At 70.4% G+C, this 25532-nt stretch carries 25 protein-coding genes; 5 read left to right on the top strand and 20 right to left on the bottom strand.

Annotation, left to right across the window (positions count from 1 at the left end):
• Positions 1-43: 43 nt before the first annotated feature.
• The 7 genes from AB0K18_RS30100 to AB0K18_RS30070 all read right to left on the bottom strand — a co-directional run bounded on the left by AB0K18_RS30100 (position 44) and on the right by AB0K18_RS30070 (position 5252).
• Positions 44-283: a hypothetical protein gene (locus AB0K18_RS30100; RefSeq protein WP_364920779.1), complete on the bottom strand. Its 240-nt coding sequence runs from the start codon at positions 281-283 to the stop codon at positions 44-46.
• Between the two features lie 694 nt (positions 284-977).
• The gene (locus AB0K18_RS30095; protein WP_364920776.1) at positions 978-1397 is read right to left on the bottom strand and encodes a hypothetical protein; all 420 of its coding nucleotides are present in this window, start codon (positions 1395-1397) and stop codon (positions 978-980) included.
• 123 nt (positions 1398-1520) lie between these two features.
• Positions 1521-2129, bottom strand: coding sequence for a hypothetical protein (locus AB0K18_RS30090; protein ID WP_364920774.1), 609 nt, complete (start codon positions 2127-2129; stop codon positions 1521-1523).
• Positions 2130-2705 carry a hypothetical protein gene (locus tag AB0K18_RS30085; RefSeq protein ID WP_364920771.1) on the bottom strand — a complete coding sequence of 192 codons (576 nt, stop codon included), beginning with the start codon at positions 2703-2705 and terminating at the stop codon, positions 2130-2132.
• A gap of 218 nt (positions 2706-2923) precedes the next feature.
• Entirely contained in the window at positions 2924-3232 is a 309-nt protein-coding gene (locus AB0K18_RS30080; protein ID WP_364920769.1) for a hypothetical protein, read from the bottom strand.
• A 258-nt stretch (positions 3233-3490) separates the two neighbouring features.
• On the bottom strand, positions 3491-4117 hold the full coding sequence (locus AB0K18_RS30075; RefSeq protein ID WP_364920766.1) for a response regulator transcription factor: 627 nt from the start codon (positions 4115-4117) through the stop codon (positions 3491-3493).
• A gap of 73 nt (positions 4118-4190) precedes the next feature.
• Positions 4191-5252, bottom strand: coding sequence for a histidine kinase (locus AB0K18_RS30070; protein WP_364920763.1), 1062 nt, complete (start codon positions 5250-5252; stop codon positions 4191-4193).
• Between the two features lie 419 nt (positions 5253-5671).
• Between AB0K18_RS30070 and AB0K18_RS30065 the strand changes: the two genes are divergently transcribed.
• From AB0K18_RS30065 to AB0K18_RS30055, 3 genes are all read left to right on the top strand, one after another.
• On the top strand, positions 5672-6358 hold the full coding sequence (locus AB0K18_RS30065) for an ATP-binding cassette domain-containing protein (protein WP_364920760.1): 687 nt from the start codon (positions 5672-5674) through the stop codon (positions 6356-6358).
• Positions 6359-6405: 47 nt separating this feature from the next.
• Entirely contained in the window at positions 6406-7131 is a 726-nt protein-coding gene (locus tag AB0K18_RS30060) for a hypothetical protein (protein ID WP_364920758.1), read from the top strand.
• 106 nt (positions 7132-7237) lie between these two features.
• On the top strand, positions 7238-8146 hold the full coding sequence (locus AB0K18_RS30055; protein ID WP_364920755.1) for a helix-turn-helix transcriptional regulator: 909 nt from the start codon (positions 7238-7240) through the stop codon (positions 8144-8146).
• A gap of 47 nt (positions 8147-8193) precedes the next feature.
• Here the strand turns inward: AB0K18_RS30055 and AB0K18_RS30050 are convergent, their stop codons facing one another.
• Positions 8194-9000 (bottom strand): SAM-dependent methyltransferase, encoded by an 807-nt coding sequence (locus AB0K18_RS30050; RefSeq protein WP_364920752.1) that lies wholly within the window; start codon positions 8998-9000, stop codon positions 8194-8196.
• Positions 9001-9170: 170 nt separating this feature from the next.
• On the opposite strand from AB0K18_RS30050, the gene AB0K18_RS30045 reads away from it, so the two are divergent.
• A complete protein-coding gene (locus AB0K18_RS30045) occupies positions 9171-10322 on the top strand; it encodes a M20 family metallopeptidase (RefSeq protein WP_364920749.1) in 1152 nt (383 codons plus the stop codon).
• Here the strand turns inward: AB0K18_RS30045 and AB0K18_RS30040 are convergent.
• From AB0K18_RS30040 to AB0K18_RS30010, 7 genes are read right to left on the bottom strand one after another with little or no spacing between them, the layout of a single operon-like run.
• Positions 10309-11313 carry an ABC transporter ATP-binding protein gene (locus AB0K18_RS30040; RefSeq protein WP_364920746.1) on the bottom strand — a complete coding sequence of 335 codons (1005 nt, stop codon included), beginning with the start codon at positions 11311-11313 and terminating at the stop codon, positions 10309-10311. The two genes, AB0K18_RS30045 and AB0K18_RS30040, sit on opposite strands and share 14 nt — an antisense overlap.
• On the bottom strand, positions 11310-12293 hold the full coding sequence (locus tag AB0K18_RS30035) for an ABC transporter ATP-binding protein (RefSeq protein ID WP_364920739.1): 984 nt from the start codon (positions 12291-12293) through the stop codon (positions 11310-11312). Before AB0K18_RS30035 ends, AB0K18_RS30040 begins: the two co-directional genes overlap by 4 nt.
• Positions 12290-13120, bottom strand: a complete 831-nt coding sequence (locus AB0K18_RS30030; protein WP_364563380.1) for an ABC transporter permease — start codon at positions 13118-13120, stop codon at positions 12290-12292. Before AB0K18_RS30030 ends, AB0K18_RS30035 begins: the two co-directional genes overlap by 4 nt.
• Positions 13117-14097, bottom strand: coding sequence for an ABC transporter permease (locus AB0K18_RS30025; protein WP_345404909.1), 981 nt, complete (start codon positions 14095-14097; stop codon positions 13117-13119). Before AB0K18_RS30025 ends, AB0K18_RS30030 begins: the two co-directional genes overlap by 4 nt.
• Complete coding sequence (locus AB0K18_RS30020) at positions 14094-15713, bottom strand: ABC transporter substrate-binding protein (RefSeq protein ID WP_364920737.1); 1620 nt, start codon at positions 15711-15713, stop codon at positions 14094-14096. The genes AB0K18_RS30025 and AB0K18_RS30020 overlap by 4 nt, the downstream gene beginning before the upstream one ends.
• Before the next feature lie 26 nt (positions 15714-15739).
• Positions 15740-16444 carry a PIG-L family deacetylase gene (locus tag AB0K18_RS30015; RefSeq protein ID WP_364920734.1) on the bottom strand — a complete coding sequence of 235 codons (705 nt, stop codon included), beginning with the start codon at positions 16442-16444 and terminating at the stop codon, positions 15740-15742.
• Entirely contained in the window at positions 16441-17376 is a 936-nt protein-coding gene (locus AB0K18_RS30010; protein WP_364920732.1) for a GNAT family N-acetyltransferase, read from the bottom strand. The genes AB0K18_RS30015 and AB0K18_RS30010 overlap by 4 nt, the downstream gene beginning before the upstream one ends.
• Positions 17377-17685: 309 nt before the next feature.
• On the opposite strand from AB0K18_RS30010, the gene AB0K18_RS30005 reads away from it, so the two are divergent.
• Positions 17686-20193, top strand: coding sequence for an ATP-dependent Clp protease ATP-binding subunit (locus AB0K18_RS30005; protein ID WP_364920729.1), 2508 nt, complete (start codon positions 17686-17688; stop codon positions 20191-20193).
• Positions 20194-20231: 38 nt separating this feature from the next.
• Here the strand turns inward: AB0K18_RS30005 and AB0K18_RS30000 are convergent, their stop codons facing one another.
• From AB0K18_RS30000 to AB0K18_RS29980, 5 genes are all read right to left on the bottom strand, one after another.
• The gene (locus AB0K18_RS30000; protein WP_364920726.1) at positions 20232-20813 is read right to left on the bottom strand and encodes a hypothetical protein; all 582 of its coding nucleotides are present in this window, start codon (positions 20811-20813) and stop codon (positions 20232-20234) included.
• A 69-nt stretch (positions 20814-20882) separates the two neighbouring features.
• Positions 20883-22112 (bottom strand): hypothetical protein, encoded by a 1230-nt coding sequence (locus AB0K18_RS29995; RefSeq protein ID WP_364920724.1) that lies wholly within the window; start codon positions 22110-22112, stop codon positions 20883-20885.
• 288 nt (positions 22113-22400) lie between these two features.
• The gene (locus tag AB0K18_RS29990; protein WP_364920721.1) at positions 22401-22967 is read right to left on the bottom strand and encodes a dihydrofolate reductase family protein; all 567 of its coding nucleotides are present in this window, start codon (positions 22965-22967) and stop codon (positions 22401-22403) included.
• A gap of 67 nt (positions 22968-23034) precedes the next feature.
• Positions 23035-23826, bottom strand: a complete 792-nt coding sequence (locus AB0K18_RS29985) for a hypothetical protein (RefSeq protein ID WP_364920718.1) — start codon at positions 23824-23826, stop codon at positions 23035-23037.
• A 203-nt stretch (positions 23827-24029) separates the two neighbouring features.
• Entirely contained in the window at positions 24030-25493 is a 1464-nt protein-coding gene (locus AB0K18_RS29980; RefSeq protein ID WP_364920714.1) for a sialidase family protein, read from the bottom strand.
• Positions 25494-25532 lie beyond the last annotated feature (39 nt).

Below are 25532 nucleotides of genomic sequence, written 5' to 3'. Positions count from 1 at the left end.
GGTGCGGGGCCGTCCGGCCCCGGTCACCCCCCTGGCGGTTCCGTCACGTGCGTGCCCGATCACCGTCCTGGCCGCCGCCGATGATCGCCTCGGCGGCGTGCTCGGCGATCTCGGCCGGGCTCGCTCGCAGCAACGTGTTGATCAGGCGGAGATTGACGGGCCGGCTCTCCTCGAGGTCGGGGCCGATGATGCTGGCCGTCTGCGGGGCCGTGCCGGTGAAGGTGACTCTCATGCGCCAGTGGTGGCGCTCGACGGCGACCACGGGACCGGCGCCGGACGCCACCTTCCATCCGTGGCGGCGCGCGCGTCGGGTTAACGCCTCAGGATGCATGTGATTGTCTTCCTCGTCGTCGTGGTGGACGCGGCGGCGGAGCGGGTCACGCTCCCCCGCCTGCGTGCGGGCAAGAGGTCCGGGTCGAACGCGATACCCCCGTCGTCGGTGGGTGCACCGGGCACGCTCGTGTCGTGCCCGGCCTCGGGACGCTCGGGAAATGCCGGACGACCGTACGCCTACGCGGGCGACGGTGCCGGGGGGTGGCCACTCCCCCGGCCATGGAAGGGATCGGTCGGGCGCGCCGCGATCGCCGGCGGTCGTGCCGCCGTGGGGGGCTTGCGCGCGGCCCGTTGCTTGCACCTCGTTTCGGTGACCTCCCCTGCGACTTCGCTGGTACGTACGAGAATCCGGTGGCCGGTTCCTCGCACCTTCCCTAAATGGGATGGAAGTAGCAGGGCCGATGGTTCCCATCCGCGCAATCTTGCCGTGACAACCTGAAGAAGACCTTACGACTGGATCTGCTGCCGCTGAGCCGCCCCGCAGGACAGCGGGGCTCCAGCCACTAGGGTGCGGCCACCGGCGCGACGAAACATCTTCCTCGGGCCGCACCGGTTCGACGACCTCGCGGAGAACCTCGGCATCGCCCGCAACCTGCTCACCCGCCCGGCGCGGCGGCCTCACGTCCGAGGACGGATGACCGCGGTCACGACTTGAGGGCGAGCTGCTTCCTCGATCTTCCGGGGAACACGACGACCAGGTGCTCCTCCTCTCCGCCTTTGGTCACCCGTACGTATACGCGCAGCCGGTAGCGGCCCTTGCCCTTGATCGCGAGGTTCGGCATCGGCGCGCCCGCGCCCACTTCCCCTCCGTCCTTCTCCGGAACCGTGAGCGTGCCGCTGCGGCTGCTGATCGGGACCTCGTGCACCGAGTCCCACCCGGCGGTCCGTGGCGGCGGCGCCTTGCGGAACGCCTTCACTGTGATGCACACGTCGCTGACGTCCGCGGCGTGCCCGACGAGCACCGTGCCGGGGGTGACCCCGAGCCCGGTCTCGTTGCCCTTCTTGTAGAGCTCGTCCATCGCGTCCTCGCCCGTTCCCTCGTCGTCGGCGGAGTCGGTGACCACGTAGCCGGGGTCGCCGTCGACGAACAGGAAGTAGTTGGCCGTGGCCTGGACGACGCCCTTGGTCCTGGGCCACGGGTCACGGCATCTGGCGTTCTTCTCGGCGACGTAGTCGCGCGCGTCCGCCTACAACTGCTCGGAGGAGCGCAGCAGGTGAGGCTGGGTTTTCGCGACGATCTCGGGGCAGACGTAGACGAGGTCCCAATCGTCGACGCCCCAGGCGGCCCGCGCGCTCCCGGCCTGCCGCAGGAGCGCCTCCTGCTCGGCACGGTCCTTCGCCCGGCACAACGCCCGCCCGTACGCGAGGACGGCCTTGTCCGGCATGCTGTCAGGGAACATGGGCGGCTGCCCGAAATCCCTGTAGCGCGCCAGGCACAGGAAGACCGGCTCGCGTTCCTCGGGCTTGAGGTCGCCGAAGCTGGGCCGGCCGTAGCAGTCCGGCGACGCGCCGTCGAAGGTGTGGCGCGCGTTCTGCTCGGGCTGGATCACCACGACCATCGGCACGACGAGCACGGCCGCCAGCGCGACGCGATGCCCCCACCCCCACCGCCGCCGCGAGGACGCGGTCACCGGATGACCGTCCGCGACGGGCATATCCCGCGCGGTCGCCGCGTTCCACACGACGCCGAGGAGCCCCAGCACGTGGCTGACGACCATCGACGCCAGCCAGGCGCTGGTGAGCGGCTCGAAGAAGCTGTTGATCGGGAGGTCGAACGCGAAGGAGGTCAACGACAATCAGCCCACGATCAGGGTGCCGCGACCCCACCGGCCGTCACGCCGCTGCCCGACGACCGTGAGAACGGTCGCCGCGACACAGACCGCGATGTAGATCCACCAGGCGACGTCGTTCCAGTCGACCTCCCAGAGGTCGAGTTCGATGAGCAGGCCCTCCGCCATCACCAGGATCTGGATCGCGAACATCACCCCGGCCGCCGCCCGCAGCACGCGCGACCGCCAGCGGATGACGAGCAGGAGGAGGACGTCGATCGCGGCCCACAGGACGAGTTGAACCGCCGCGCCGACCTCGTCGGGCAGCACCGCGAACGGCCACCACAGGATGAGGCTGTACGCCACCGCCAGGTAGAGCAGCCTGCGCAGCGCCCTCTCCCGGCCGCTCAGCGGTCCCGGCCTGGGGGCACGCAGGATCAGCCACAGGAACAGGGCTTTGATCGCAGCGGCGACGAGCAACGTCACGATGGTCACGGTGCCGTACGGCTCGGGCTGGACGTACGCGACAAAAGACGGTGGCGACCAGACGACGGCCGTCCAGAGCCAGAACTTGTCGCGCATCAGGCCGACGACCGTGGCCACAAGGAGCAGACTTACTGATCCGATCCTGATAATTCGCCATAAATGATCTTTGGACACGAAACGGGAGCTTAGCGGTCCGGTAACCCAAAAATCGCCTCAACGAAACGAGCAACCCTTATTACTCGAATTCGAGTTAAGGCATCAACGCGGGCTGGACGCTCTGAACGTTGTGCATTCTTTTGTGGACGAGCCCGTGGTCACCGTTCTTCGATCAGGTCCTAGGTTCGGAACCAGGCTCGGTCACCTTCGATGTGCAGCAGGAACTCGGCGACGGCGCCGCGTGGTGACACCAGGCTGACCGCCGCCGCCACCTCGTCGTATGCCGCCTCCCATGCCTGCGAGTCTTCGCCGATCTCCTCCAGGAGCCCCAGCTCCCGCTCGAAAAGCGGCTTGACCTCGGCGAAGACGGGGGTGGCCACGAAGCCGCCATAAGCCCAGGGCCAGTCCACGTCGTCGACGGTGATCTCACCGCACAGCTCGTCGCCGCAGAACAGACGCCAGGCATCCGCGTCACGGCCCACAACCATCCGCCTCCCTTCAGGTCGGTCGTCACCCTAACGATCACGACCGACAAAACCGCGCGGAGGCGTATCGAGGCCGGTGCAGGGAGGTGAGACGGGTTCGCAGCGTCATCCGGGGATGAGGATCGGAGCTCATCTCCGGACTGTCCGCCTCCTTCTGGCTTCTTTTCTGCCTGCGTCGCTTGTTTCTCCTGGCAGGGCTTCCATGTGCCACCGTCGTTGGACGACGATCTGATCGGAGCAGAGTTCCGAGCCGAAGGGGGTTCAGGTGCCGGGGGCCAGGCCGTTGCGGAAGGCGTACGTGACCGCCTGGGCGCGGTCTCGTACGCCGATCTTCGCGAACAGGTTGTTGATGTGGGTCTTCACGGTGGCCTCCGAGATGACCAGGCGGGCGGCGATCTCGGCGTTGGAGCAGCCTTCCGCGATCAGCTCCAGCACCCCGGCCTCGCGCTGAGTGAGCCCGTCGGGAAGGGGCACGGGGGCGGGCTCGACCGGCGGACGGGTGCACTGCACGCTCGGCACGGAGGTGGGGACGGGGCCCGTTACGGCCTGGGCGAGGGATTCGGCGTCGGTGTCCTTGGTGAGGTAACCGCGAGCGCCCGCACGGAGAGCCGCGAACACCAGCTCGTCGTCGGAGTAGGTGGACAGCACCACGACGTCGGTCTCGGGGTGAGCGGTGCGGATGCGTCGGGTCGCCTCCACGCCGTCGAGGAGCGGCATGCGCAGGTCCATCAGCACCACGTCGGGCCGCAACTCGGCCGCCAGGCGGACCGCCTGCAGACCGTCACCGGCCGTGCCGACGACCTCGACGCCGGGTACGAGCCCGAGCAGCAGCACCAGCCCCTCACGTACGACCGTCTGATCGTCCACGACGAGCACGCGCACGCTCACCACTGATCCACCATCCTCTTGCCGTCAGCCGAGAGACCACTGAGGCCCTCGACGTGCCGCCGCGCCACCGCCCTCATCCCGGCACCCGCAGCAGCACGGTGAAGCCGTCCGCGTCGGCGCACGTCTCTAACGTGCCGCCGATGAGCGCCGCGCGTTCGCGCATGCCGATGAGGCCGTAGCCGCCGCCGGGCGTCGCGGGCGGGGCGGGGTGGCCGCCGTGGTCGCGCACCTCCAGCTCGTTCCAGCGGTCCACGCGGCGTAACAGCAGCTCGGCCGTGGCCCCGGGGGCGTGCTTGCGGATGTTCGTCAGCGCCTCCTGCGCCGTACGGGCGATGGCCAGCCGTGCCTCCGCGCCCGCCGCCAACGCGCCGTCGTCGATCGACACCGCGCACTCCCTCCCCGTGGCGGCGCGGAACTCCGCCGCCAGCCGTTCGAGCCGCTCCCGCAGCGGCAGGTCGTCGCCGCGGAGCGTGTCGAGCGCTCTGCGGGTCTCCTCCAGGCTCGCCCGCGCGAGCCCGACGGCCTTGTCGACGCGGTCGAGCGCGGTGACCCGGTCGCCGCCCTGTTTCAGCAGCATGCGTACGCTCTCCAGGTGCACGATCTGCGCCGATTGGGCGTGGGCCAGGATGTCGTGCACCTCGCGGGCCAGCCGGGCCCGCTCCGACAGCACCGCCTCGCGCGCCCGCGCCTCGGCCACCTCGGCGGCCTGCCGCTTCGTGGCGATCTGGCTGGCGAGCAGGAACGCGAACACCGCACTGTAGGCGCTCCCCGCCGCCAGACCCCAGGCCGTGCCCGCTTCCCGGACCATCACGTACGTGGTGAGCGGCATGCCGACGAGCACCAGCGTGGTCAGCGCCATCGCAGCGCGCGGCCGGGTGCGGAACGCGGCGGTGAAAATGGTGACGAAGCACAGGGCGATGCCGGTGTAGGGCTCGATCAGGTTCATGGCGAACGCGCCGGCGATGGTGACCAGCAGCAGCCAGGCGTTGCGCCGCTGGTCACCTCCGGCCAGCGCCCACAGGCAGGCACCGAGCGCACCGACCGCCACCGGCAGCACGAGCAGGGCGGCAGCCACGGTGGAACGCGTGACGACGATGCTGACCGGCCCGTAGGCGAGGTAGAGCACGAGCAGCACGGCAAGGACACGCGTCAGTGGCCGCCCAGGAAGGACCGCACGCAACACGGAGAGGACGCGAACCGCCGGGCGGCTGGCGGCATCGTCGAACACGGGACGAGCACCACCGCCGGACACCGAACGAGCGGCATCGCCGGGCACCGAACCGGCCACCTCCTCGGACGCCGAACGAACGGCATCGCCGGGCACCGAACCGGCATTACCCACGGACTCTGGACAAGCGGGGACGTCGCCAAGTGCCGGACTGGCGGAGGCGTCGGCGGGTGCCGGGCCTGGGGTGTTGCGGGGGGCTGGGGGGCTGGGCGTGGCCACGAGGTCACGGTAGCCGGGCGCCGGGCTCGGGTCATCAACCCACGGGTTGAAGCGGGTTCCACCCGTGCTCTCATGCGGCGGGCCGGCCCGTTCCCCAAGCTGAACGTGTGACAACGATCAGTGTCGAGCACGTGAGGAAGTCGTTCGGGAAGGTCGTGGCCGTCGATGACCTTTCCTTCAGTACGCCTCCCGGAGCCATCACCGCCTTTCTCGGCCCCAACGGGGCAGGCAAGACGACCACGCTGCGGATGATCCTCGGCCTGGTCACCCCGGACGCCGGGCGCGTGACGGTCGCCGGGCGGCCGTACCGCGCGCTGGAGCAGCCGTTGCGGCAGGTCGGTGCGGTGCTGGAAGCCACCGCCTTCCATCCCGGCCTCACCGCCGAGGCGCATCTGCGGGCCTTGGCGATCGCGGCCGGGATCGACGAGGCGCGGGTCGGTGAGGTGCTCGGCCTCACCGGCCTCGACGGTGCCGGGGGCAGGAGGGTGCGGGGGTTCTCGCTGGGCATGCGGCAGCGGCTCGCGCTGGCGACCGCGCTGCTGGGCGACCCGGGGCTGCTGATTTTGGACGAGCCGGCCAACGGGCTCGACCCGGCCGGCATGCGCTGGTTGCGCGGGTTCCTGCGCGCGTACGCGATGGACGGTCACGGCGTGCTGGTCTCCACGCACGTGCTGGCCGAGGTCGAGCAGATCGCCGACCACGTGCTGATCATCGCGGCCGGCCGGCTGCGGTGGAGCGGTCCGATGCCGGAGGCGGCGAGCCTGGAGGAGCTCTACCTGGAGGTGGCCGGATGACCCGCTCAGGCACCATGGCCCGCCCAGCTCTGACCGGAGGTGGGCCGATGGCCCGGCTTGTCCGTGCGGAATTGGTCAAGGCCGGCGCCAATCGCGTCACGTGGATCCTCGCCGCGATCGCGCCCTTCTTCTGCGTGGCGTGGGCGGTGCTCATCGTCATGCTGGCGCCGCCGGACGGGGCGCCGGCGCCGGTCGGCGTGTACGCGATGGCGCAGCAGGCGTACGTCTTCACCCTGATTCTCGGCATCCTGGGCATGTCCGGCGAGTTCCGGCATAAGGCCATCGCCTGGTCCTTCCTCGTCACACCGCGGCGGGGGCCGGTGGTGACGGCGAAGCTGGCCGCGTACGGTTTCATCGGCCTGTTGGTGGCGCTCGCATCGGCGGCGGCGACGGTCGTGGCGGGAGTGGCGCTGCTGGCGGTCAAGGGACTGCCGGTGTGGAGCGCGGACGTGCCGCCCGCGCTCGTGGGCGGGGTGCTCGCGACGGCCGGGTACGCGGTGTTCGGGGTGGCCCTGGCCGTCCTGGTCAGGAGCCAGGTCGCGGCGGTCTTCCTGGCCGCCCTCATCTTCACCTACGGCGACTACTTCCTGGGCTGGCTGGCCCCTGGCGTCTATCCCTGGCTTCCGACGGGGGCCGCCAGGGCCGTGGGCTCGCTGCCGATCGAGACGGCGACGTTACTGCCCGCGTGGGGCGGGGCGGTGGTGTTCGCCGGGTATGTGGCGGTCATCGTGGTGATCGCCCGGCTCGTCACGCTTCGCCGCGACATCACCTGATCAGGCGGACGACGCGGCCGATCTTCTCGCGAGAATCAGCGGGCTCGCGCGCGTTGGTTCGTGCCAGGATGGAGTGCGGCGAGGGTCCCGGAACCGAGGAGCATGGATGCCTGCTGCTGACATGAGCGACCTGAACGACGTCTCTGACGGCAGCGGGCTCTGGTCCGCACCGACGACCCTGCGGGCCCTGATCGGGGCCCAGCTGCGGCGGCTGCGGGAGGCACAGGGGATCAGCCGCGAGGAGGCCGCGTTCCTCCTCCGGGGGTCCAACTCGAAGATCAGCCGCATGGAGGCCGGGCGCACCGGGTTCAAGGCGCGTGACGTGGCCGATCTGCTGACCCTGTACGGCGTCACCGACGACGGCGCCCGGGCCAGCCTGCTCGCCCTGGTCGAGCAGGCCAACGCCCCGAGCTGGTGGCAGGAGTACCGCGAGGCGATCCCCGACTGGTTCGAGCCCTTCCTGGGGCTGGAGCAGGACGCCTGCCTCATCCGCGCCTACGAGGTGCAGCTGGTGCCCGGCCTGCTGCAGACCGAGGACTACGCGCGGGCGGTCATCACCCAGGGCGCGAAGAACGCCGGGAGCTACCGCGTCGAGCAGCGGGTGGCGCTGCGGATGCGCCGCCGGCGCCTCCTGACCAGGGACGATCCCGCGCGGCTCTGGGTGGTGCTGGACGAGGCCGCGCTGCACCGACGCGTCGCCGGCGAGGCGATCATGCGCGCCCAGTGGGAGCACCTGGCGAAGATGAGCGAGTTGCCGCACGTCACCATCCAGGTGCTGCCGTTCGCCTCCAGCGACTGCGCCGGTGGGCTCGGCCCGGTGACGATCCTGCGCTTCCCGCAGCAGCAGCTGCCCGACGTCGTCTACATCGAGCAGCTCACCACGGCCCAATACCTGACCAAGAGCGCCGACGTGCTGCCCTACCACGCCCTGATGGACGAACTTGGCCTGGCGGCGCTGCCGCCCGAGCAGACCGCGGGCTTGCTCCGGGAGCTCGCCGCCGCGAGGACGGGCTGAGCGGCGATCGAGGATGACGGGCGGGCGGCGCCGGCGGCGTCCACCGGCTAAGGTTTGCGGGCCACGCCGCAGTACGCGTCCACTGGCTCGGGCGGGCCGCTGACCGGCTCCCCCTCCGAACGCCACTGTGATACCGACACCACGCCGGGCTCGATCAGGTGCAGACCGGCGAAGAAGCGTTCGATGCGCTCGGGTGTGCGCAGCTCGTAGCTGTAGACGTGGCCGTCGTCGCGCAACTGCTCGGCCTCGGCCGCCGCTTCCGGGTTGACCGTCTTGGTGCCGTCCTCGATCATCAGGTAGCTGCCGGAGGGCAGCACGTCCATGTAGCGCTGGATGAGCGCGTAGGCGTCGTCGTCGTCGCGTACCGTGCCGAGGACGCCGAGCAGCATCACCGCGGTCGGGCGGGTGAAGTCCAGGGTGCGGGCCGCGCGGGTGAGGATGTCGTCGGGGTCGCGGACGTCGGCCTCCAGGTAGTCGCAGCTGCCGTCGGGGTGGCTGGTCAGCAGGGCGCGGGCGTGCAGCAGGACGACGGGGTCGTTGTCGACGTAGACGATGCGTCCGGCCGGGTCGACGCGCTGGGCCACCTCGTGGGTGTTGTCCTCGGTGGGCAGGCCGGTGCCGATGTCGAGGAACTGGCGGATGCCCTCCTCCTCGGCCAGGTGCCGGACCGCGCGCCGCAGGAACGCCCGGGTGTGCACCGCGATCTCCTGCATGCCGGGATAGTGCTTCTCGAGCATGTCGGCCAGCTCTTTGTCGGCCGGGTAGTAGTGCTTGCCGCCTAACCAGTAGTTCCACGCCCTGGCCTGGCTGGGTCGGCTGGTGTCGATCCGGCTGAGCGGGGAGTCGTCGGTCACGGGCTGCTCCTTGTCAGGGTGAGGGGTGCCGTCTTGTCGGCATTTGCCTGTTCTACCAAGCTGGGGTCCTCCTGTCAGGGGTGGGAGGAAGCCGATGACCGTCCTCTTGTCAGGGAGGGGAGGCGAGCGAGCGGGGCCCTGCCGGCTGGGCGGAGCGTAGGATCGCGGCTGTGATCGTCGACGCCGATGAGGTCGTGGGGCTCGCGCAGCGGTTGGTGCGGGTTGACTCGTGTAATCCGCCCGGTGACGAGGCTCGGGTCGCCCGGGTGCTGGTCGAGGTGGCCGGAGCGGCGGGGCTGGAGGTGCGGGCGGATGAGGTGGCGCCCGACCGGACCAACGTGACCATCCGGTTGGCGGGGGCCGGGGAGGATTCGCGGGCTTTCGTCTACTGCGGGCACCTCGACACCGTGACGGTCGGGTCGGCTGCCTGGGCGCGGGATCCGTTCGGTGCGGAGATCGCGGACGGGATGTTGTGGGGGCGCGGGGCCGTGGACATGAAGGGCGGGCTGGCGGCGATGCTCTGCGCGATGGTCGCCATCAAGCGGTCCGGTCGCCGGCTGCCGGGTGATGTGGTGCTGCATGCCCTGGTCGGTGAGGAGGTCGACTGTGCGGGGGCGCGACGGCTGCTGGCGTCCGGGGGCATGACCGGGGCCGGGTGGATGGTGGTCGGTGAGCCCACCGGGATGCGGGTGGTGGTCGCGCACAAGGGGTGTGTGCGGTTGCGGGTGGTCGTTCGCGGGACGGGGGCGCACGCGTCGCGTCCCGATCTCGGGGTGAACGCGATACTGAACATGGCGCAGGTGCTGCCTGAGCTGGCGGCGGTCGATGTGTCGGGGCCGCCGCATCCGTTGCTCACCGGGGCCACGTCCACGCCGACCGTGATCAGTGGGGGTAGCGCGCCGAACGTGGTGCCCGACGCCTGCGCGGTGGATTTCGACATCCGTACGGTGCCGGGGCAACACGCCAGGGAGCTGGCGGCGCGCTTTCAGGCCGTGCTGGATGAGGCCGCGCGGCGTGACCCGGCGTTCCGTGCCACGGTCGAGGTGACCTATGACCGTTCCCCGATCTCCACACCAGCTGATGATCCGCTGGTCGGAGCCGTGCAGGGGGCGGCGGATGAGGTGCTGGGGCGCCGGCCCGAGGTCGGCGGCGCCGCCTACTTCACCGACGCGTCGGTGTTGCAGCCGCCGACCGGCGTCCCGACGGTGATCTTCGGGCCCGGCGACGTCTCCTTGATGCACCAGACGGACGAGCGGATCGGCGTCGGCGAGCTCGCCGACGCCGCCCGCGTCTACGCCGCCCTGCCGTTCACGGTGTGGTGACCGTCGCTTCGGCCTGCCAGCAGTGGGTCCAGTGGCCGTCGCCCAGCTCCGTACGTCCCGGCACCTCGGTCGTGCAGACCGGCAGCGCGACCGGACAGCGCGGGTGGAACCGGCAGCCGGTCGGCGGGTCGATGAGGCTGGGCGGCTCGCCGTGCCGCTTCCCCTCGGGGGCCGCCATCCGGTCGGGGTCGGGGGCCGACTCCAGCAGCAGCTGCGTGTACGGGTGCCGCGGCGACTGCGTCAGCTCCTCGCTGGGCCCGCTCTCGATGAGCCGCCCCGCGTACATGACCGTGATGTCCTCGGCGAAGTAGCGGGCGCTGGCGATGTCGTGCGTGATGTAGAGCAGCGCGAGATCGTTGTCCCTGGCCAGCCCCTCCAGCAGCCGCAGGACGCCGAGCCTGATGGAGACGTCCAGCATGGACACGGGCTCGTCGGCGATGAGCGCGACGGGACGGACGGCGAGCGCCCGCGCGATCGCCACCCGCTGCCGCTGCCCGCCGGACAGCTCGTGCGGCATCTTGTCCATGAACTGCTCGACCGGCGTGAGGCTGACGCGTTCGAGCAGCTCGGCGACCTGCTCGCGCTCCTCGGCGTCGGTGCGGGCGTGGCCGTGCAGGCGCAGCGGCCTGGCCAGGTGGTAGCGGACGCGGTGGAAGGGGTTCAGGGAGGCGAAGGGGTCCTGGAAGATGAGCTGGACCTGGCGCCGGTACTCCTTGAACGCGGCCCCGCGGTGGGCGCGTACCGGCTCGCCGCGCAGCAGCACCTCGCCGGACGTGGCCGGGTAGACCTGGGCGAGCAGCCGCGCGACCGTGCTCTTGCCGCAGCCGCTCTCCCCGACCAGCGCCGTCACCGAGCCGGCGCGCAGCGCGATCGAGACGTCCTCGACGGCCCGCACCGGCGGGCGTTTGCCGAAGCGGCCGCGCGGGCCGCGGGCGGCGGTGAAGTGCTTGGTGAGGTTGCGTCCTTCCAGGACGTTCATGTCGGTGTTCATGACAGGCCCCTCCCGTCGTTGAGCAGGCACGCGACCTCGCCGTCCGTCCCGGCACGAAGCACGGGAAGGGTCTGCGAGCACTCCTCGAACGCCTTGCCGCACCGGGGGTGGAAGGCGCAGCCGGGCGGCGGGGTGCGCAGGTCGGGCGGGGTGCCGGGGATGCCGAGCAGCTCCTCGCGCGGCCCGCGCAGGCGCGGGAAGGAGCGCAGCAGGCCCAGCGTGTACGGATGACGCGGCGACCGGTGCAGCGCCTTGGCCGTGCCGGTCTCCACGACCCGGCCCGCGTACATGATGGCGATCCTGTCGGAGATCTCCATGAGCAGCGACAGGTCGTGGGTGATGAAGACGACCGCGAAGCCGTACTCCTCGCGCAATGCCTTGATCTCGGCGAGGATGTCGCGCTGCACGACCACGTCGAGCGCGGTCGTCGGCTCGTCCATGATGATGATCTCGGGGTTGAGCGCGAGCGCGATGGCGATGGCGGCGCGCTGGCGCATGCCGCCGGACAGCTCGTGCGGGTAGGAGCGGCGGCGGTCGGCGCTGATGCCGACGCGTTGCAGCAGCTCCACGGCCCGCTCGGTGCGGTCGGAACGGGACATGCGGGGCGCGTGGATGCGCAGCACGTCGTCGATCTGGGCGCCCACGGTGCTGACCGGGTTGAGGGAGTTCATGGCGCTCTGGAAGACGACGGCCAGCTCCTTCCAGCGGAAGGCGCGCAGCTCGTTCCTGCCGAGGGCGAGCACGTCCACGGCGGTGCCGTCCTTGCGGTGGTAGACGACCGACCCGGAGGTGATGGTGGCGGGCGGGCGCAGCAGCCGCGCCACCGCGTTGGCCAGCGTGGACTTGCCGCTGCCGCTCTCGCCCGCCAGGCCGAGGATCTCGCCGCGGCGCAGGTCGAGCGAGACGCCCGACACCGCGTGCACGGCTCCGGTGCCGGACAGGTAGTCCACGCCGAGGTCGCGGACTTCCAGGACGTTCATGCGCGTGCCTTCCTGGGGACCTTGATCGTGCGCAGCCGCGGGTTGGCGATCTCGTCGATGCCGAAGTTCACCAGGGCGAGGCCGGTGCCGATGAGCGCGATGCACAGGCCGGGCGGAATGAACCACCACCAGGCCCCGATGAGCAGCGCCTGCCCGTTCTGCGCGAAGTACAGCATGCTGCCCCAGCTCACGGTGGACAGGTCGGCCAGGCCCAGGAACGACAGCCCGGCCTCGGCCAGGATCGCGGCGACCACGGTGGCCAGGAAGCTGGTGGCGATGACGGGCAGCAGGACCGGCAGGATCTCGAAGAAGACGATCCGAAGCGGCCCTTCGCCGCTCGCCCTGGCGGCCTGGACGAAGTCGCGGCGGCGTACCGACAGGGTCTGGGCGCGCAGGACGCGCGCGCCCCAGGCCCAGCCGGTCACCGCGATCACCACGGCGACCGAGGCGACGCCGCGCTGCGGCAGGTAGCCGGCCAGCACGATGATGAGCGGGAGCGCGGGCAGCACGAGGAAGATGTTGGTGAGCACGGACAGCGCCTCGTCCACGGCGCCGCCGACGTACCCGCCGACCAGGCCGACCGCGACGGCGAGCACGGTCGCGATGAGCGCCGACAGCACGCCGACGCCGAGCGAGACACGGGCGCCGTAGACGAGCTGGACGAGGATGTCCTGCCCGGTCTGGGTGGTGCCGAGCCAGTGCTCGGCCGACGGGCCCTGCAGCCCGGCGTCGCTGGTGGCGGCGGGATCGGCGCCGATGAGCAGCGGCCCGAACACGGCCACCAGCGCGAAGAAGACGAGGATCCCGGCCCCGATCTTGATCTTCATTCCGACTCCTGCCTGGTCCGGGGGTCGAGCACCACGTACGCCAGGTCGGCCAGGAAGTTCGCGACGAGCACGGCCAGCGAGATGACGAGGAAGATGCCCTGCATGAGCGGGAAGTCCTCGTTCTCCACGCCCTTGAGCAGCATCGAGCCGATGCCGGGGTAGGAGAAGACGATCTCGGTCAGCACCGAGCCGCCCACCACGAAGCCGAGCGACAGGGCGAAGCTGGTGATGTTGGGCAGGATCGCGTTGCGGGCGGCGTAGGCCCACATGACCCGGCGCGAGGTCAGGCCCTTGGCCTCGGCCATCACCACGTAGTCCTCGCCGAGCGTGGTCACCATGACGTTGCGCATGCCGAGGATGCGGTCGGCCATGGAGGCGATCACGATGGTGATCGCTGGCAGCGCGGCGTGGTAGAGCACGCTCTGGATGAACTCACCGTCCCAGCCGGGCGTCACCTCCAGCCCGTACGCGCGGCTGACCGGGAACCACTGCAGCGTCACGCCGAAGACGAACACCAGCGCCAGCGCGACCCAGAAGTACGGCACCGCGTGCATGAACGTGGCGGCCGGCAGCACCCCGTCGAGCCAGGTGCCGCGCTTCCACGCCATGATCACGCCGAGCGCGGTGCCGATGAGGTAGCTGATCAGCGTGGCGACGCCGACGAGGCCGATCGTCCAGGGCAGGCTGTCGGCGATGACCGTGGAGACCTCGGTGGGAAAGAACGTGATCGACCGGCCCAGCTCGCCGTGGGCGAGGTTGACCAGGTAGTCCACGTACTGCTGCCACAGGCCGGCGTCGCTGATGCCGAACGCCTTGCGCATCGCGTCGATGGCGGCCGGCTCCACGTTCCCCTTCATGCGGGCGACCAGGAGCTCGACCGGATCCCCCGGCATGAGCCGGGGGATCAGGAAGTTGAGCGTGATGGCGGCCCAGGCCGTCAGGAGGTAGAAGCCGAGCCGCCTGGCCAGGAACCTCACGTGCCGGCCGGCTTCAGTCTCAGCAGCACCACGGCCGCGTCGGGCGAGGTGTAGGGCGACGGCATCGCGTACGGGTCCTGCTCGGACGGCCAGCCGACGTACTTGTTCGTGCGGTACTGCGCCCAGGACGGGCTGTAGAACAGCGGCAGCGCGGGCAGCTTCTCCACCATGATCTTGCCCAGGCCCTGGGTGGCGGCCTGCTGCTCGGCGAGGTCCTCGGTGGCGGCGTACTCGGCGATGAGCTTGTCGGTCGTCTCGTCCTTCCAGCGCTCGTAGTTGCCGGTGGCCGGCTCGCCGACGGGCGTGGCCAGCTTGCCGTAGAGCAGCGTGCGGAGCTGGAAGTACGGGGTGGGCCCGGCCTGGGTGCCCCTGATCGACAGGTCGTAGTCGCCCTTGCCGACCTTGGAGACCCAGTCCTGGAAGGCCACTCCCCTGGTCTCGACGGTGATGCCGATCTTGGCGAGGTCCTCGCGGATGAGCTGCGCGGCGTTCACCCAGTCGGTGTACGGCGACGGCACCAGCAGCTGGAACTTCAGCTGCGCCGGGTCGATGCCCTTGAGCAGTTCCTTGGCCTTGGCGATGTCCACCTTGAAGGCGGCGTCGCGGTACTCCTCCGGCACGTACGCCTCGCCGCCCGGCATCGTCACGCCGGTCGGGTGGGCGACCGTGGTGTAGCCCCGCTCGGCCACCTTGACGATCTTGTCCCGGTCGATGGCGAGGCTGATGGCCTGGCGCACCTCGGGCTTGCCCAGCACCGGGTGGGTGAGGTTGGGCAGCAGCGTGACCAGGCCCTCGGGCGGGAAGAAGTACTTGTTCTGCTCCGGCTTGCCCTGCACGTAGATCTTGTCGATGTCGGGCACGAACGCGCCCGCCCAGTCGACCTCGCCCTGCTGCAGCGCGGTCTGCAGGGCGTTGGCGGTGTAGGCGGGGAAGCGCAGCACCGGCACCTCGGGCTTGCCGGGCTGCCAGTAGGACGGGTTCTTGACCAGCTCGTACAGCTGGGAGGAGAACTTCGACAGCGTGTAGGGCCCGGTGCCGACCGGCTTGGGGTTGGTGAAGGTGGCCGGGTCGTTCTCCTTCTCCCAGATGTGCTTGGGCACGATGGGCGAGTTGCCGGCGATGTCGTACAGCTTGGCGTAGGAGGTGGCGCCGAAGTCGATGCGCACCTTGTCGGGCGCGAGCACCTCGGTGCCGGCGATGTCCAGCGCGCTCCTGTTGAGCGAGGCGTGCTTCTTCAGCATGTCGAAGGTGAACGCCACGTCGTCGGCGGTGAACGGCTGCCCGTCGGACCACTTCACGCCCTGCCGCAGCGTGAACGTGACCGCCTTGCCCTTCTTCGACCACTCGTGCTCCAGCGCCAGCCAGGGCGTGATCTCGCCCGGCTTGAGCTTGTTGAAGTACATGAGGGTCTCGTGGATCATCCCGCTGGTCCCGAAGTTCACGCCTTCGAGGTGGTACGGGTTGAAGTCCTCCTGGAACGTGCCCGCGTCCACGGCGTGGATCACCAGCGGCGGCGCGCCCCCGCTCTTGGCCGTGCCGCCACCCCCGCCACCGCCGCCGGAGCAGCCCGCCAGGGCCAGCGCGAGCGCGGCCGCCATCGCCAGTGTCCTGCTCACTGGCCTCATCACCGGTCGTCTCATGCCTACGCCCCCTTGCCGAAGTACTTCGTGCGCAGCTGACGCGAGCCCTTCGGCGCGGCGAACGCCTGGGCCCGCTCGAACCCGGCCGGCGCGCCGCGCACGATGGTCAGCGCGCGGTAGTAGTCGACGTACGGGAAGCCATAGGTCTCGCCCCTGGCATAGGCGTAGCCGGTGATGGCCTGCGACCAGATCTCGTACGCCTCCTCGCTCAGGTCGACGAACGTGTCGGGCGCGAAGCCGTCGGCGTCCTCCCAGTTGTCGGCGTAGTAGAGCTCGTTCGCCCAGTAGGCCTCGTGCTCGCGCTCCAGCGTCTTCAGGCCGCCGTAGAAGCGGGCGTCCTCGACGATGCGGTGGGTGCGGGCGTGGTCCTTGTGGATCGACGCGCTCCAGTGCGTGAGGATGACGTCCGGCTTCAGCTCCCTGATCAGGTCGCCGACGCGCATCTTGGTCTCGTCGTCCTCGGGCAGCAGGCCGTCCTCGTAGTCGAGGAAGCGCACGCCGGCGCCGATCCTCTCGGCGAACGTCTCGGCCTCCTCGCGCTTCTGCTCGGCGTAGTCGGGAACCGTCATGCGGGGGTGGCCGCGCTCGCCGAGCGTCAGGTGCAGCAGCGTCGCGCGGTCGCCGCGCAGCACGTGCTGGGCGAGCACCGCGCCCGCGGTCAGGTCCATGTCGCCCGCGTGGGCCCCGATGGCGAGTACGTGTGTCATGCGGATCGCCTCATCACGTGGAACTTTCTGGTGATCTCGTAGCCGGCCTTGGTGTAGAGGTGGCCTGCCGGGCTGGTCGCGCCGGTCCACAGGAACCAGGACGAGTGCAGCCCTTCCGCGCGCATCCTGGTCATGGTCAGGTGGAGGAGGATCTTGCCGAGACCGGTGCCGCGCAGGCCGGGGTCGACGCCGAAGGGGCCGAACCGCTCGGGGATGCCGCGGTAGGCGGCGTACAGGGCGAAGCCCACGATGTGATCTTTCCTTGCGATCACGATGCGTGCGGGGTCGCGGTGCTGCCTGATCGCCTCGCCCCAGTCGGGGTTGAAGGCGTCGGCGGCGAACCTGATCAGCTCGGGCAGCTCGCCGGTCTCGGGGCTGCGGAAGACGTAGCCCTCGCGCTCGCGCTGCCGGCGCAGGTCGTGCACGTCGGGCGGGGTCTGGTAGCCGACGAGCGTGCGGTCCATGGCGACCGGCGAGTAGAGCGTCTGGAAGCCCAGCTCGCCGAGCAGCCGGAACCCGGCGGGGTACAGCTCGGCGTCCGCGCCCGGCAGCACGTAGTTGGGGGTGTAGGAGGAGAACTCCACCTTCGTGCGGCCGTGGCCCTCCAGGAACGCGACCGCCTCCTGCAGCAGCCGCCGGCCGAGGCCACCGCCGCGGTGCTCGGGGACGACGAAGAAGAACGGGATCCAGCCGACGTCCGGCTCCAGGCCGGTGCCGGGCGCTAACGGGATCAGGCGGCGGACGGCGTACGCGCAGCCCACCACGTCGTCCCCGTCCACGGCCACGCGCAGGCCCTCGGGGTCGAAGTTGGGGTCGAGCAGCACGCAGTCCCTGAACCAGCCGGCCGTGGTCGGGTCGGCGGGCATGCTGTGGTTCCAGGCTTCGACCAGGGGGGTCTCGTCGCCTGGCTGGAAGGGGCGGAGGGTGACCATGGGGGGAGCGGTCCTTTCACCTTTCGGCACTCCCGCCACAGCTTTCCCAGTGTCAACGGCCCAGGTCAAGGAGATTTAGGAAGAAATTTTCTAACAAGTCGTTCATGTGGAAGATTGTTTTCAAGTGCGGTATCTATGGATGTCTGCCGTGGGACGCCCGGCTCCGCGACCGCATGCCGAGCGCACGTTGAGCGATGAGTCGATCTTGGATACCGTGCTCGCGACGGCTGCTCGAGGCTTTGCCGACCGCTGGCAATGCTTGCGGCCCTGCTGGCTAGGTGTCCCCTCGGAGCGTGAGAGGGGACATCCATGTCGGACATGCCGTTCAGATCGCTTTTCGGAGAAGACCCGTTCAGAGGGTTCGAGGAACTCACGGGGCGCGTGTTCGGCGCCATGGAGGGCTGGCCGCCCTCCCGGCCGGGCGTCCAGCGCGTGGACGTCGGCCGGCTGCTCAGCGCCTCGGCCAGGGAGGTGCTGCGGCAGTCCGTCGAGCGGGCGGGGCAGCGCGGGGCGCCCGACCTCGACGTCCTCGACATCCTCGGCGCCGTGATCGACACCGACGCCACCCGCTCGCTGCTGACCGCCGCGGGCGCGGACGTCGAACGGCTCCGCGAGCGCATCGGCGACCTCGCGACGCCCGGCGAGGCCACCGAGCCGCCCACCACGCTCTCGCCGGCCGCCAAGCGCGTCGTCCTGGACGCGCAGCGCGTCTCGCGCGCGCTCGGCTCCTCCTACATCGGGCCCGAACACCTGCTGCTCGCTCTCGCCGCCAACCCCGACTCCGCCGCCGCGCGCGTCCTGAGCGAGCAGGGCGTCTCGGCCAACGAACTGCAGCAGGCCGTGCTGGCCGGCGCGATGTCCCGTCCCGCCGACACACCCCGCCGCGGCGACGGCGACACGCCCTCGCTCGACGAGTACGGCCGCGACCTCACCGAGGAGGCCCGCCAGGGCCGCGTGGACCCGGTCGTGGGCCGCGAGGACGAGATCGAGCAGGCCATCGAGGTGCTCTCGCGCCGCACCAAGAACAATCCGTGCCTGATCGGCGAGCCCGGCGTCGGCAAGACCGCGATCGTCGAGGGCATCGCCCAGCGCATCGTGAACGGAAGCGTCCCCGGCCCGCTGAAGGACCGGCGGGTCATCGCGCTCGACCTGACCGGCATGGTCGCCGGGTCGAAGTACCGGGGCGAGTTCGAGGAACGCATCAAGAAGGTCATCGACGAGGTACGCGCGCACGCCGACGAGATCATCGTCTTCATCGACGAGGTGCACACGCTCGTCGGCGCCGGCTCCGCCGAGGGCGGCATGGACGCCGCCAACATACTCAAGCCCGCCCTGGCGCGCGGCGAACTGCACGTCATCGCCGCCACCACGATCGACGAGTACCGCAAGAACATCGAGAAGAACGCGGCTCTCGAGCGCCGCTTCCAGCCGATCCTGGTCGCCGAGCCGACCGTGGAGCAGACGGTCGAGATCCTCGCCGGGCTGCGCGACCCGTACGAGGCGCACCACCAGGTCCGCATCACCGACGAGGCCCTCGACGCGGCGGCCAACCTCTCAGCCCGCTACATCACCGACCGCTTCCTGCCCGACAAGGCCATCGACCTGATGGACCAGGCCGCCGCCCGCGTCAGGCTGCGCGCGAGCACGCCCGGCGACGACGTGCGCGAGCTGGAGGAACGCCTGGAGTCGCTGCGCCGCGACAAGGACCAGGCGGTCTCCGCCGACGACTTCGACCGGGCCAAGGAGGTGACCGCCCAGATCGCCAAGCTCCGCCCCGAGTTGGAACGCGCCCGCCGGCACCGCGACAGCGCTCCGCAGGTCATGGTGGAGGACGTCGCCGAGGTCGTCTCGCGCCGTACCGGCATTCCCGTCACCCAGCTCACCGAGCAGGAGCGCGACCGGCTCATGCGGCTGGAGGAGCACCTGCACGAGCGGGTCATCGGCCAGGACGAGGCGGTCACCGCCATCGCCGAGGCCGTCCGCAGGGCCAGGGCGGGCCTGTCGGACCCCAACCGGCCCATCGGCAGCTTCCTGTTCCTCGGCCCGACGGGCGTCGGCAAGACCGAGCTGGCCAGGACGCTGGCCGCCGCGCTGTTCGGCGGCGAGGACCACATGGTCCGCATCGACATGAGCGAGTTCCAGGAGCGGCACACGGTCTCGCGGCTCATCGGCGCGCCGCCCGGCTACGTCGGCTACGAGGAGGCGGGGCAGCTCACCGAGGCCGTACGCCGCCGCCCGCACTGCGTGATCCTGCTCGACGAGATCGAGAAGGCCCACCCCGACGTGATGAACATCCTGTTGCAGATGCTCGACGACGGCCGCCTCACCGACGGCCAGGGCCGCACCGTGGACTTCACCAACGCCATCGTCATCATGACCAGCAACATCGGCGCCGAGCTCATCCTGGAGGCCACCGGGGACGTCTCCGAGCTGGAGGACCGGCTCATGGACCTGCTGCGCCGCACGCTCCGTCCCGAACTGCTGAACCGCATCGACGAGACGATCATCTTCAAGCGCCTCGAGCGCGAGCAGCTCCGCCAGATCATCGACCTGCTGCTGGAGCGCACCCGCGGCCGGCTGCGCGCCCAGGACATCACGCTGGAGGTCAGCGACGCCGCCAAGGACTGGCTCGCCCAGCGCGGCCATCAGCCGGAGTTCGGCGCCCGCCCGCTGCGCCGCGCCGTCCACCGCGAGCTGGACAACCGGCTGTCGGCCATGCTGCTGACCGGCGAGGTGGCCAAGGGCGGGAAGGTCACGGTGGACGTCGAGGGCGACAAGCTCCGGCTCAGGGCCACCAACACCGAGCCGGCCGCCTGACCGCCACAGGCGGCCGCTCTCTGGGGAAGGCCGTTGTCTCACCCCTTGGGCGGCCGCCCGGTGGCCTTGCGGATCGCGTCGTCCAGCCGGTCCCCGGTCCGCTGCCCGGTCCGCTGCCCGGTGCCCTGCTGTGGCGCGGGGGTGGCGCGCAGGGCGGCGCCGCAGCGGTCGGTGGTGCGGATGAGGGTGGCCGGCGCCGGTGGGGCGGGCCACACCCACAGGTGGTACGCCTCGCGGGGGTCGTCGTGCACGGCGTCGAAGTGGCGGTCCCGGCCGCGTACGCAGGCGAGAACCCGGTACCATCCGGGACCCTCCGCGCTGAGCAGCGGGACGGCGGGCACGGGGCCGTTGTCGGGGGAGTCGAGGCGGAGCCGGCCGCGTGGCGCGTGCACGCTCGCCTCGACCACGTCCTCCCAGGAGGCGTCGATGTCGCCGGGCGGCCCGGCGAGCGTGAGGGTGACGTGGACGGTGCCGGTGTCGATGCCGGTGTAGAGGAGCGCACCGGCCGACATCACGATGATCAGCCCGTTGGAGTAGTCGGCCGTCTCGATCGGCAGGTCGCCGTCGTCCAGCAGCCCGAAGGCGTGGTCGCTCACGCGCACGCCGGCTGACGCGTCCATCTCGCCTCCTTCGCGAGCGGGCCCTGCGGCGCCGGGCACGGCAGGGCCCCATCGAGCTTCAGCAGGATGTCACGTGCCCACGGTGACCCGGAAGGGATCGCCGTCCAGGACGCGCTCACGGCGGAAGAACTGGGTGTTCAGGCCGCCCTGCGCGTTGTTCTCGGTGGCTGTGATCATGCACACGGACACGCCGGTCGGGCCGGTCTGGCCGGGCAGGTTGAAGTTGCAGCCGTCGAACGTCCGCCGCGTGCCGCCGGAGCTCAGCCCTTCGTACGAGCGGGCGATCGGGTACTCGTCGCAGCTCAGCCCGCTGATCGACGGGGCGTCGCCGCAGGCGAGGCTGCGGTTGGTGTTGATGATCGTCTCGTTGGTGGTACGCGTCAGCGGCGCGTCGAAGGTCGCTCCGGGAAGCCCGGACGCCTGGGCGCGCGAGACGTGCGAGGCCAGCGACGGGTAGAGGCTCTGGCTGTAGACCAGCTCGGAGGCGTACCACGGCACGACGCAGCCGATGGCCGCCCGGCCGGCCGTGGCGTTGTCGCAGCGGATCTCGCTCATGTCGAAGCCGATGCCGGCCGGGGTGTAGGTGCCGTTGGTGAACGTGAGCGACCAGGTGGTGGTGCAGGCGCCGATCGCGCCGGGGGCGGTGGCGGTGGTGCTGAAGTACGACTCGCCCTGGATCCAGGTGCCCAGCGGGGAGATCGGGCGGGACGGGAAGGTGGCCCCGGCCGTGGTGCAGGAGCCGCTCGCGGTGGTCGTGCCCGACAGGCTGGCGGCCAGGGCGTCACCCCAGCCCTGGTAGGCCGACAGCTCGATCTGGTGCCCCCAGTCGGGCAGGTCCGTGGAGCTGTAGCTGTAGTTGATGACGTTGAGCGACGCCTCGCCGGTGACCGTGCGCACGCCGTTGACGACGCGGTACGTGGTGTAGAGCAACCCGGTGATCTCGCACGCCGAGGTACGCAGGGCCCACACGCCGGTGAAGGCGTTCTCGATGCACCAGTCCGGAATCGGCAGGATGTCCTTCACCTGCGCGCGGGGGCGCTGCTGGGTGAAGGGGGTCTTCGGGGTGACGACCTGGAGACAGGCGGCCGTTTCGCCTTCCTTGGGCGTCGGGCAGGCCGGGGTCTTCTGCTGGACGGCCTTCGTGTCCTTCTTGCGGGCGGGCTGGTCGGAGCCCTCAGTGGGCTTGGATGAGGCGAGTCGTTGGGGGGACGGGGGTGCGGCGGCCGAGGCCGGGGTGGTGACGACACTCAGCAGGGCGGCTGCGCAGGATAAGACGGCCAGGAGGGATCGTGCGCGCATGTGGGTAGACACTCCCTGTTTGCGGTAAGTGACCCACGGGCGGGCGTACTTGGGCGAGCCCCCCGCCCGTGGCTGCTTCGGCGCCCACGATTATGTGTTCGACTTTTACCCCAAACAACCCCTTGACTGACATGCACACTGGAAGTAGGGGATAATTGTCATTTCCCGATTTTTCGGGGTATTTCAGCAGGTCAGCCCTTTGGCTGGGGAGCCGATAGGAGGGTTGCCGCCTGCCCGTAATTGGCGTGTCCGCGGCTCACAGACGAATGGCCGGAAGTGCCGTCGAGCTCACGCGCGCCGCACGCGGTAGTGGTAGGCGACGGCCTTCGAGGGGAAGGTGCGCGATTCGACGAGTTCGAGCTCCACCTGCCGCTTGTCCTGCGGGAAGTACGGGATGCCGCCGCCCACCAGCACCGGGTAGACGACGGCCCGGTACTCGTCGATCAGGCCGGCCGCGGCGGCCTCGGCGGCGAGGGTGGCGCCGCCGATCGCGATCTCCCCCTCCCCCGGCTCGGCGCGCAGCCGCTCGATCTCCTCGGCGAGACTGCCGGAGGCCAGGCGGGCGTTGCCCCGCACCTCCGGCAGCGTGGTGGAGAAGACGACCTTGGGGAGCGGGTTCCAGAGCCTGATCCATTCGCGGGTGTCGTCGTCGATGGACGGCTCCTGGTCGGCGGTCTCCCAGAAGAGCATGGTCTCGTACAGCCGCCGGCCCATCAGGTGGACGCCGACCTTCCGGATCTCGTCGATGTGGTGGCGGAAGATCTCCTGGTCGGGTTCGGCCCAGTCGAAGCCGCCGTCGGGCCCGACGATGTAGCCGTCGAGCGAGACGCCCATCGAGTACGTGACATTGCGCATCAGAGTTCCTCCTCGGCACCGTTGCTTCCGGAGTATGACTCCCTGGAGCCGGGGAACTCATCGCGCCTCAGCGCACGGATCTCGTGCGGACGCCGTTGAACTCGAAGTCGTAGACCGTGTGGTTGACCTGGAGGCCGTCCACGGCGCCGACGAACGCGTTGTCCCTGCCCTTGGAGATGCCGAGGCTGAGGCTGATCACCGCCTGGGGCAGCTTCTCCTTGAGCCGGCGGAACGAGCACGGTGACGCCTGGGTGCAGGTGATGGCTCCGCCGGTGCTGCCGGTCGCCCACCACTTGCTGTTGTCGGCGGAGGCGTCGTACTGCTGCCAGACGTTGGGACGGGGCTCCGACGGCGCGGACGGGCCGGTCGAGGCGTTCGGCAGGTAGACGAGGCTCGTGTACTCGGCGGAGCCGACGTTGGGGTCGGCCTCGATGGTGATGTTCGGCAGACTGACGCCGGTGAGGCTGTCCATGCCGGCGAACACCCAGTACTTGAGCTTCTTGATGGACGACAGCGGCTTGTCCGCGTAGAGCGTCTCGTTGCCCCAGGCGATCTTCTCGGTGCCGCTGCCGACGATGATGCCGAGACTGCCGCTTCCGTACGGCGGGGGCTGGGTGGCCGCGAACGCCGTGGCCTCGGTGCGTCCGTAGGGGCCTTCGCGCAGGACGGCGCTCGGCGAGCCCAGGGTGTTGCGGCCGATCACGCCCCACCGGCTGGCGGGGATGATGCCGGGAAGCGCCGCTTCACCTGCCGCGCTCCTTTGCGGCGGCGCGTCGGCATGCGTGACCAAGGGTGTGGCCAGCGCCAGAGCCGCCGCTGAGATGATCAGGCCGGAACGCCGGCCGCGAAATGTCCCCACGAATCCCCCCACAAAACGAAATTGCCTCGAATTCTCGCGCATATCGGACATACGGGTGTGCGGGTCCGATGATGAGCGCGGAACCTGTCATTTCCTGGGGAAACGCGCATCAATCGCGGCGGCCGGTGAATTGGCGAGGAGCTTAATCGGGTACGCCACGGCGTGGCCCCCGGCCATTACCGGGAACCACGCCTTCGGGCGTTTTATCGGGAGAAGGTGGCGCTGTGCAGGTCCACCGGGTTGGCGGCGTCGCCGGTCGTCACGCCGTACACGGCGGTGAAGGAGGAGCCGGTCGCGACCAGGCCGGTGTAGTCACCGAGCAGGCGTCCGACGCTGGTCGCCGGGAAGGCGCGGGTGTCGAACGGGCCCTCGATGTGCTGCTCGCGCCACGCGCCGGGCTGCGTGCAGCCGCTCGCGCAGGTCACGGCCCACAGGTCGGTGGGCAGGTCGGGGCCGGAGGTGTTGTTGCGGAAGTCGTAGTACGTGACCGCCACGGTGCCCGTGCGCGACACCGCCACCGCGGGAACGGCGGCCGAACCCGTGGGCGTCCTGTCGATGCGTACCGGCTTCGACCACGTACGCCCGCCGTCGGCCGAGCGCGCGTAGGCCACGTGGAAGGTGCCGTCGGCGTCCTGGCTGGGCCAGGTCGCGTGCACGACCTGGGTGCCCGGCTGGGCGGCGAGCAGCGGTAGGGCGGCGTTCCTGATGGGGTCGCCCGAGTCGTCGGGGTCGGGGATGCGGGGGCCGACGGCCATGGGAGCGGGCACGTCCAGGGTCTTCGACCAGGTCCTGCCGCCGTCGGTGGAGCGGATGACCTGGGTGAAGCCCTCGTCGATGGTCTCGTGGTGCATGCCGATCAGCAGCGTGCCGTCCGGGAGGGCGACGAGCTGGGTGCCGATGACGCCGCTGTTCTTCGGCACGTCGAACACCTTGCCGGTCGTCCACGTACGCCCGTCGTCGGTGGACTTGGCCAGGTAGACGGGCTGGATCCAGTTCGGCTCGGCCTCGGTGGACTGGTCGTCGATGCGGTCCCACACCGCGTAGACCACGCCCGGCCGGTAGGGGTCGGCGGTCACCGAGGGCCGGTCGTTGAAGAAGCGCACCTTGTCGTCGCGCTGCAGCGTCACCGGCGGGCCCCAGGTCCTTCCGCCGTCGCCGGACCTGGAGACCAGGATCGCGGTCACGTCGCCGGCGCGGGACATCGACAGCGACGCGGCGATCGCGGCCCCTGACGGGGTGACGGTGACCCAGTGGTCGGTGGTGACGTCGTAGTCGCCGCCGTTGGCCGCCGTGCCGCCGTTGCAGCGGGAGAAGGCGGGCAGGTTCCTGGAGGTCGTCCAGGTCCGGCCGGCGTCGTCGGAGACGGCGGCGAGGGCGCCGTTGCTGCCGTACCGGTTCCAGCGGTCCTGCTGGAAGACCGTGACCAGGCGCTGGGGGCGCCTCGGGTCCGCGGCGAGCGCCGGGAGGACCTCGGTGTTCGGGTTGAGGACGTAGCCGTCCGTCGGGGGGCCGCCGCAGTCGGCGGGCAGCGGGCTGATGCCCGAGACCGGCCGTACGAGGGCCGGCCTGGCGCCCGTGTCGTCGGCCACCGCCGGCTGGGCGAGCGGGGTGGCGGTGGCGAGGAGGACGGCAGTTGCGCTTAACAGTGCCCTGGGGCGTCGGATCACGAGCTGGTTCCTCATTCCGTTGCGGTTTCCGGCAGGAAC

It is taken from the genome of Nonomuraea sp. NPDC049421, assembly GCF_040677005.1.
GTDB lineage: Bacteria > Actinomycetota > Actinomycetes > Streptosporangiales > Streptosporangiaceae > Nonomuraea > Nonomuraea salmonea.
The sequence above is the reverse complement of the archived record's forward strand: the minus strand, read 5'-3'. Positions and strand labels throughout refer to the sequence as shown.